The organism is Fannyhessea sp. (assembly GCF_986145555.1).
Genome location: NZ_CFRCNA010000016.1, coordinates 24,202 through 32,094 on the forward strand (window position 1 = coordinate 24,202; position 7,893 = coordinate 32,094).

Sequence of the window (7,893 nt, forward strand, 5' to 3'; positions counted from 1 at the left end):
ACGTGGTGAGATGTGTGTAAGCATATGCATATGGAGTTTTGAATCAAATAGAAGAGGTAAACAGTAATGTATGCGGTACAAGTTGGAAAAATTGTTCTTCCCGGACGCGTTGAAACTCACGGGTATCTTCTGATTGACAAGTGTGAATTTATAGGCTTTACCCATGAGAAGCCTTCAGAAGATATAAACGTTGTGGACAGATCAACGTATTGGGTAGCACCTGGATATGTTGATACACACATTCATGGTTTTGTAGGGCACGACGTTATGGACGCTCACGCCAAAGGTTTAGACGAGGTGTCTCGTGCCTTGGTAAAATTTGGTACTACTACCTGGGTACCAACTACGCTTACGCAAACGGTTGAGCAAATTGGTCGTGCGTGTGAAAGTGTATATGAGGCACGTTCAAATCGTTCAGACGATTTTGTGGGCGCGCGCATTGAAGGAATCTTTTTGGAAGGCCCGTTCTTTACCGAAAAGCACAAAGGCGCGCAAAATCCTGCGCATATGATTGATCCCAACATCGAAATTCTTAAAGGTTGGCAAAAGCGTGCGCATGGTTTGATTTGCAGAACTGGTCTTGCACCCGAGCGAAGTGGCGCCGCGCGTTATTGCGCACAGGCACGTGATTTAGGTGTTGTTTGCGCACTTGGGCATTCAGACGCAACAAGTGCAGAAGGTTTTGCGTGTATAGAAGCTGGCGCTACAACATTCATACATGTGTATAACGGTATGAGCGGTCTTCATCATAGAAATCCAGGCTTAGTTGCATGTGCCATGGCGTCGAGTGACACCTATGGTGAGCTTATTTGCGATGGCATGCATATTGTCCCCGATGCATTAACTGCATTTATTAAAGCAAAAGGTTGGGAGCATACGCCCCTTGTTACCGATTGTTTGCGTTGTGGTGGTATGCCCGAAGGCAACTATATGTTAGGAGATTTTCCTATTCGTATGCAGGATAATCTTGCTCGTCTTGTTATGCCAGACGGCTCTTTAGGAAGCATTGCAGGTTCGGTTCTCACTCTTAACCAAGCGGTTAAAAATATTGTTGACTGGAATATAGTAACTGCTGAGCAGGCAATACGTATGGCAACAGAAGTTGCAGCTCAGGCGTCGGGCATCGATGATGTGTGCGGACAAATATTACCGGGTCGTCATGCAGACTTTAACATCCTTGACAACAACCTCAATGTTGTGGAAACATATTTGTCAGGTGCTTGCGTGCAATCGGCGCCACAGTTGTAATATGCAAAGTTTTGGATGAGTATATGATTAAATTAATTCTTTCGGATATTGATGGTACGCTTTTGCCTTTTGGCGCCCATGTTGTGAGCGAGCGCACCAGACGTGCTCTAGCGTTGGCAAACGAAGCAGGAATTGTATGCGGTCCGTGTACGGGTCGTGTATATGGACAACTACCTCCCTTGTTTGCCAATGAAAGCGCCTGTACCGCAAGTGCGGTTGCAACTAACGGGTCGCAGGTCTTTTTGCGTGGCAAAAAAATCGAAGAAATTATTATTCCCTATGAGCTCCTTTGTGCGCTTAAAAGCGAAGTTGAGCGTATTCCGCGTTGCGGTATGTTGGTGTTTAAGGACACAACTCCTTATTTAGTTGCAGGAAAACGCGAGGATTTAGGTCTTCATTTTCCTTCATATGCAGATATATGTATCCCAACATCTCAGATGCCAACGCATCCCGTGGTCAAAACAAATGTGTTCATGGCCGAGCCCGAGCAAGGCACACGCGCTGTTATAGATCATCTTAATCGTTGTGTAGACGGTCTTGATTTTGACTATCCGCGTGTTGGCTTTTCTAATGTTATGCTGAGCGGCCATAATAAAGCTACAGGTATTGACACCATGGTCAAGGCGCTTGGTATTAGCTACGACGAAGTAGTTGTTTTTGGTGACGCAGGTAACGACCTCACCATGTTTTCAAAAGTACCTGCTTCTGTTGCCGTTGCAGGCGCAACGCCAGAAGCTGCAGCTGCTGCGCGTTATCACATTGGCGCGTGCGAAGACGATAGTGTTGCGTGTGCAATTGAGATGCTTGCACAAAATATTTGGCCCTTTTCTTCCTAAGCTGTGCTATGATGCATACATATGCAATGACGGAGAGGGTATGCCTTTGCCATTCGGTCGGTGTAGTTAAGAGATAAAATCCTTGGCTGAAAGATTTTACGTCATCGAGGCATGCGTTCACTCTATCAGCAGCTATCTGAAAGCTTTTGAGTTTGGTATAACGCAAATGTATAAAGCAAGTAGGTGCGCCGTTTTCTCACGAGACGAGATTTTAAGTGGGCAAAACAAAAGTTATACGTTTTGCCAAACAAGGTGGTACCGCGGAATATTATCCGTCCTTGTGTGTGATACACAAGGACGGTTTTTTTATATAGAAGTTCGTTTTATACACAAAGTTCTATGGATTTCTAACTATGTGTAAAGTTTGAAAGGGGAGCTTATATGTCAATGGCAGAAAGCCTTGAAGCTATTCAGCACGAAGTAGAACAAGGTCTTGCACACGCATCTTCTCCAGAAGAGATCGAAGCTATTCGCGTACAAGTTTTGGGTAAAAAGGGCTCGCTTACGGCAGTTATGCACATGATGGGGAGCGTGAGTAAAGAAGAGCGTCCTCATATGGGAAAGCTTGCAAACGATGTACGCGAACAGGTAAGCACCCTTATCGCCAAGCGTAAAAGTGAGCTTATGGACGCGTGTATGCTCAAACAGTTTGAATCCCAAAAAGTAGACATCACGCTTCCAGGGCGTTCGTATCCAAAAGGCACGCAACATCTGATCTCGTCTATTCGCGAAGAAATTGAGGATATTTTTACGGGTCTTGGATACACGGTAGAAGATGGCCCTTATGTTGAAACCACGTATTATAACTTTACTGCGCTTAATGCTCCTGAGGATCACCCTTCACGTAGTGCAAAAGATACCTTCTATTTGGTAGATAGAGCTCCCGAAGGAAAAGAGCACCATGTTTTGGGTGAGTCCGATGTTTTACTGAGAACTCAAACATCAGGAGTGCAGGTACACGTAATGGAACATACCAAGCCTCCTATTTATATGATATGCCCAGGTACCGTATTTCGTCCCGATACCGCTGATGCCAATCATCTTCCGCAATTTACGCAGGTAGAAGGCCTTGTTGTTGATAAGGGAATTACGTTTGGCGACTTAAAAGGTACGCTTGATTATTTTTGCAAAGAGATCTTTGGAAAAGACAGAAAAACGCGCTATCGTCCGCACTTTTTCCCATTTACCGAGCCAAGCTGCGAAGTTGATGTATCTTGTGGTGTTTGCAAAGGTAGTGGGTGTCGTTTTTGCAAATATACGGGTTGGTTAGAGATTTTGGGTTGCGGTCTTGTAGACCCCAACGTCTTTGGATATGTAGGAATTGATCCCGAGGTATATTCTGGTTTTGCCTTTGGTATTGGCGTTGAACGCGTTGCCGCATTGCGCTACGATTTGCCAGACTTACGCATGCTCATGGCAGGCGATATGCGCTTCTTGCGCCAATTTTAACATCATCTAATACAACTGCTGTTACGTTGAAAGGTTTATAATGCGTATCTCGTATGAATGGTTAAAAACTTTAGTAGATATACCCGATGATCCAAATGATTTAGTACGTGAATTTATTCGTACCGGAACCGAAGTTGAGGCGGTGGATACAACAGGCGCCGATATTACCCATGTAGTAACATCGCAAGTTCTTTCCAAAACGCCCCATCCCGATTCCGATCATATGTTTGTATGCAAAATGGACGTTGGCACATATCATACAGATGATGAAGGTAATCCCATACCGCTTCAGGTTGTTTGCGGTGCTCAAAATTTTAACGAAGGCGACAAAACCGTAACCGCGCTGGTAGGAGCAACGCTTCCCGGTGATATTCACATTAAAAAAGGTAAATTGCGCGGCGTTGAATCCTGTGGCATGAACTGCTCGGCGCGTGAATTGGGCTTGAGTTCAGATCACACAGGCATTATGATTTTAGACCCCACAGCTCCTGTAGGAGTAGATTTTTGCACGTGGAAAAACTTGCGCGATACCGTTATCGACTGCGAGATTACGCCTAATCGTCCCGACTGTTTAAGCATGTTAGGCATCGCGCACGAAGTAAGCGCTATGTATAACGAGCCGTGTCACATTTCGCTTGAAAGCGTTCAGCACGAATCTACGCGCTCTACTCAAGACCTTGTTGACGTGCGTATCGAAGACAATCAATTATGCCCTCGTTATACAGCACGTGTGTTGCATAACGTTGTAATTAAAGAAAGCCCCGAGTGGCTTCGCAAACGTTTAATAGCTGCAGGTACCAGACCCATTAATAACGTGGTAGATATTACAAATTACGTTATGTATCTTACCGGCCAGCCCCTGCACGCCTTTGACCTCTCTAAGCTTTCATCTGATGAGAATGGCAAACGCCATATCGTGGTACGTGCAGCACACGCAGGTGAAACCTTGGTTACGCTTGATGATCAAGAGCGTACGCTTACCGATGACATGATCGTTATTAGCGATAACGGGCAAACACCTCTTGCGCTTGCAGGTGTTATGGGCGGTAAAAATTCTGAAATTGATGAATCAACGCAAGATGTTTTGCTTGAAAGCGCGGCATTTTCTGCAGGTCATATCTCGCGTACCAGCAGAAACCTCGACCTTATGAGTGAGGCGTCTATTCGCTATGAGCGTCAGATTGATGTTAATGGCTGCGCGCGAGCCTCTGAAATTGCTGCTGCATTATTTGAAGCATATGCGTCGGCTGAAGTTTCTAAAGGTTTGCTTGATGTGTATCCACATGTTGTAGAGCCCGTATGCATAAAATTGCGCTCTAAGCGTGTGTGCGACCTTGCCGGAGAAACTATTGATCCAAGCTTTATGAAAGAGCGTCTTGAGCGTCTTGGTTGTACGGTAAAGTCCTGTGACCCGTCTGATATTCAAAATGCTGATGTGTGCACACAACCTTCGGATAATGCGTGCGAATATCTTGTGTATGCACCAACTAATCGTCCCGATTTAACGCGTGAAATTGATTTGGTAGAAGAAATTGTTCGTCTGTGGGGCGAAGGTGATATTACGCCAACGCTTCCTGCAGCACGTAATCATGCAGGTGGTTTAAGCGAGGAGCAGCGATATCTGCGTTGTATAGGCGCTACGTTGCGCGCAAGTGGGCTCAGCGAGACAACTACGTATAATTTTGCCGATCCAGCCGATTTGGAGCGTTTAGGCATGTCTAGCGAGGGTAGAGGCGTTCCCATTCAAATTATCCGTCCTTTAGTTGCCGATCAAAGCGAAATGCGCCGCGATATTATCCCTGGACTCTTACGCAGTGTTGCCTACAATCTTGATCATGGCGTTAAAAATGTACATTTGTACGAAATTGGCCGTGTGTTCTTTGGTCATGAGCACAAAAGTCAGCCTACCGAGACTGTCTATGTAGCAGGTGTTATGTGTGGTTCATGGGCCGATGATGCGTGGTGTGCCAACTATCCTGCATTTGATTTCTTTGATGTTAAAGGTGTTGTTGAACAGCTTTGCGAGCGCTTGCGTCTTACCAAAGTTCGTTATAAAGTTGCCGATCCACAAGCATTTGGATGGCTTCAGCCTGGTTGTGCAGCCGAGCTCATATGCTCAGGCGAGCACATTGGCTGGCTTGGCGTGTTACATCCAAAGAGTTGCAAAAACTTTGGTGTTTCTGAGCCCGTTATGGCATTTGAGTTATCGTGCGCCGCTCTTCTTCGCCATGCGCATCACGAACTGCCTTACCAAGATGTTCCTACGCTTCCGGGTGTATCTATTGACCTTGCCCTTGTGGTAGACGAAGATTTGGATGCCGAAAGCATTATGCAGCGTTTGAGTTCTGCTGGTGGAAAACTCTTAACTGATGTTCGTCTTTTTGACGTGTATCGTGATGAGGAGCGTGTTGGCGCCCATAAAAAGTCAATGACCTTCTCGTTGACGTATCGTTGTGATGATCATACGCTTACCTCAGAAGAAGTTAACAAAGCTCATACAAAATTGATTGCCAAGATAACAAGAAGTTGTAAAGCGGAGATAAGAAGCTAAGCTGTATACGGTATACTATTTCTCGTGTGCGACAAATTAGGGTGCACACGAGATTTGTATTGAGTTTAAGCTCAAAGAAGGTCTATATGCCAAGCTGGAATGTTCATATAGCACATGCCTTGCGTGTGTTGAGCGCACATCGTAAACAGGAATTAGGTATTCATAACGAGCAAGCGTTTGTCTTTGGTTGCTTGTTGCCCGATTTGTATGTTGGCTACATGGTTAAACCGCTTACTAAAAAGATTGCGTATATGAAAACGCATTTTGCCGATCCAAGTCAGGTACCGCTTCCCGATTATGATCGTTTTGAAAGCGAATATGTGCCTCATGACAAGGCTTTATATACCCATGAACACCCACAAGACGTGCTTTTAGGCGCGTGGTGCCACCTCATGGCAGATCATACCTATAATGCTGCAACGCGCGTATTTTTAGCTGAACATCATATTCCGCGAGGCGAGCGCGCGCGTATTGGCAAACAAGGTGACCTTGACTTATTTGGTAAAACAATGGATATTGATATTCATATAGAGCTTACGCAGGCGCTTATACAGCAATGCCGTGCATTTAAGCAGTATGAAATAGATATAGATGATGTCAGACGTGCTTGTGAAGTGGTCGATGATATTGTTGCTTCAAATAAACGCGAGCATATCTATGGACATCCGCACTACGCAATGTTGAATCAGGAATTTTTTGATACAACATTTGAGCGGGTACATCATTTGATGGAACAAAAATTACTGGAGTATGCCCACAAGCGCTATTCGTAAAGAAAGGTCTTTTCATGCCAAAGTTTGAAAAATCTACAGGTGATTTATTTTATGCGCAGGTTTCAGACTATGTGCGTGAAAAGATTTATTCTAAAGAATGGGGTGTAGATGAGCCCATTCCTTCTGAACACGAATTGATGGCGATGCTCGATCTATCGCGTGGAACCGTACAAAAAGGCATTAGACAGCTGGTAGACGAGGGTTTATTGGTTCAGCAACGCGGACGCGGCACTTTTGTTGTACAGCCAGTGATGGCAAGCCCTACCTCTAATAAGTTGTTGTCGTTTGGCGAATCTATGACCGATTTAGGTGTTGATTACAAAACCTGTGTTGTTACGCGCGAGGTGCGCCCAGCCGATGTTGTGTGTGCCGAGAATTTACAAATTGACGTAGGAGATCCCTATTTGTTTTTATGCCGTGTTCGTTATGTACGAGCGCGCCCTGTTATGTTTTTAGAAAGTCACGTCAATATTAGCGTGTGTCCAGGTCTTGAAAACGAGGATTTTACCGAGCATACCTTATTTTATCAGGTAGAAAAAACCAGTGGCCGAAAAATCGGCCGTTCTGAGCTTGTGTACAATGCGCGCGTTGTAGGGAAAAAACGCGGTGCCTATTTGGACTCTGATGAGCATGCGCCTGCGCTTGAAATAGACCAGCTTGTACGCCTTGATAATGGCGTGCCCTTTGAGTGGGGAAGTGTGTGGCTACCTGCTAACAGGTGCGTTATTTCAAATGCAACACAGCGTACAGGCAACTAATATGACGAATAACAAACACTGTTTGGTCTGCGCTTGGCTGCCAATCTCGGTATTCTTATAATCACGGAAGAGCTTATAAGTACATGACCACATAGCCACGTAACCACGTAACCACGTAACCACGTAATCAATAGGTATCTACAAAAATAACCCCCCTCTATGATATGTACCCCTTTTACTGGACAAAACCAGTGAAAGGGGTTTTGTATGAAATACGATTATGTTTTTAAACTTAATGCTGTAGAACTATATCGCTCTGGTCAGTGGATTGAGACACC

At 45.0% G+C, this 7,893-nt stretch carries 6 protein-coding genes; all 6 read left to right on the forward strand.

The annotated features are described in order from the left end of the window. Positions 1-66: 66 nt before the first annotated feature. Positions 67-1,248 carry an N-acetylglucosamine-6-phosphate deacetylase gene (gene nagA / locus AC5GD6_RS04345; protein WP_491846313.1) on the forward strand — a complete coding sequence of 394 codons (1,182 nt, stop codon included), beginning with the start codon at positions 67-69 and terminating at the stop codon, positions 1,246-1,248. 23 nt (positions 1,249-1,271) lie between these two features. Then, a complete protein-coding gene (locus tag AC5GD6_RS04350) occupies positions 1,272-2,084 on the forward strand; it encodes an HAD hydrolase family protein (protein ID WP_061102977.1) in 813 nt (270 codons plus the stop codon). A 381-nt stretch (positions 2,085-2,465) separates the two neighbouring features. Continuing rightward, positions 2,466-3,533 carry a phenylalanine--tRNA ligase subunit alpha gene (gene pheS, locus AC5GD6_RS04355; RefSeq protein ID WP_061102976.1) on the forward strand — a complete coding sequence of 356 codons (1,068 nt, stop codon included), beginning with the start codon at positions 2,466-2,468 and terminating at the stop codon, positions 3,531-3,533. A 40-nt stretch (positions 3,534-3,573) separates the two neighbouring features. Continuing rightward, positions 3,574-6,084, forward strand: a complete 2,511-nt coding sequence (pheT, locus tag AC5GD6_RS04360; protein ID WP_491846314.1) for a phenylalanine--tRNA ligase subunit beta — start codon at positions 3,574-3,576, stop codon at positions 6,082-6,084. A gap of 86 nt (positions 6,085-6,170) precedes the next feature. Beyond that, complete coding sequence (locus AC5GD6_RS04365; RefSeq protein WP_491846315.1) at positions 6,171-6,857, forward strand: YjbQ family protein; 687 nt, start codon at positions 6,171-6,173, stop codon at positions 6,855-6,857. A gap of 14 nt (positions 6,858-6,871) precedes the next feature. Beyond that, positions 6,872-7,615 carry a GntR family transcriptional regulator gene (locus tag AC5GD6_RS04370; RefSeq protein WP_061102973.1) on the forward strand — a complete coding sequence of 248 codons (744 nt, stop codon included), beginning with the start codon at positions 6,872-6,874 and terminating at the stop codon, positions 7,613-7,615. The last annotated feature ends 278 nt before the right edge of the window (positions 7,616-7,893 follow it).

Excerpts from the sequence above, each read along its gene's own strand:
- nagA (WP_491846313.1), top strand. The coding sequence starts at position 67 with ATGTATGCGGTACAAGTTGGAAAAATTGTTCTTCCCGGACGCGTTGAA.
- AC5GD6_RS04350 (WP_061102977.1), top strand. The coding sequence starts at position 1,272 with ATGATTAAATTAATTCTTTCGGATATTGATGGTACGCTTTTGCCTTTT.
- pheS (WP_061102976.1), top strand. The coding sequence starts at position 2,466 with ATGTCAATGGCAGAAAGCCTTGAAGCTATTCAGCACGAAGTAGAACAA.
- pheT (WP_491846314.1), top strand. The coding sequence starts at position 3,574 with ATGCGTATCTCGTATGAATGGTTAAAAACTTTAGTAGATATACCCGAT.
- AC5GD6_RS04365 (WP_491846315.1), top strand. The coding sequence starts at position 6,171 with ATGCCAAGCTGGAATGTTCATATAGCACATGCCTTGCGTGTGTTGAGC.
- AC5GD6_RS04370 (WP_061102973.1), top strand. The coding sequence starts at position 6,872 with ATGCCAAAGTTTGAAAAATCTACAGGTGATTTATTTTATGCGCAGGTT.